Genomic DNA, 360 nt, shown 5'->3' on the forward strand with positions numbered 1-360 from the left:
AGAAGAGAGACTTTCAGATATTAAACTGAACAGAGACGGCTCTATTATCCTTGCCGGAACCAGCGCTACAGAATTAGGAAAAGAAAACTGGAAGATTATAAAGCTAGGCGATAAACAGGTAGATCAAATGATCCCAAAATATGATATTAAGATCTATCCAAACCCTGTTTCAGAGTATGCTTACGTAGAAATCGGTTTCGATTTCAAAGAAGCAGAGATTTTATTGTACGATATGAGTGGAAGACAGCTTCAGAATCTTAAAACGAAGAATAAAGTGACTAAAATAAATACTCAGGCACTGGTGCAGGGAGCTTACCTGGTTACGATAAAAACGGATACCAACAAAACAGCCAATGCTAA

At 37.5% G+C, this 360-nt stretch carries 1 protein-coding gene; it reads left to right on the top strand.

Features of this window, described 5'->3' with window-relative positions; all coding sequences use genetic code 11:
• Positions 1-360 (top strand): T9SS type A sorting domain-containing protein (locus C1631_RS23825; protein WP_133248978.1); only part of this gene is annotated, 360 nt, incomplete at both ends.

This window comes from Chryseobacterium phosphatilyticum (genome assembly GCF_002899825.2).
Taxonomy (GTDB): Bacteria; Bacteroidota; Bacteroidia; order Flavobacteriales; family Weeksellaceae; genus Chryseobacterium; species Chryseobacterium phosphatilyticum.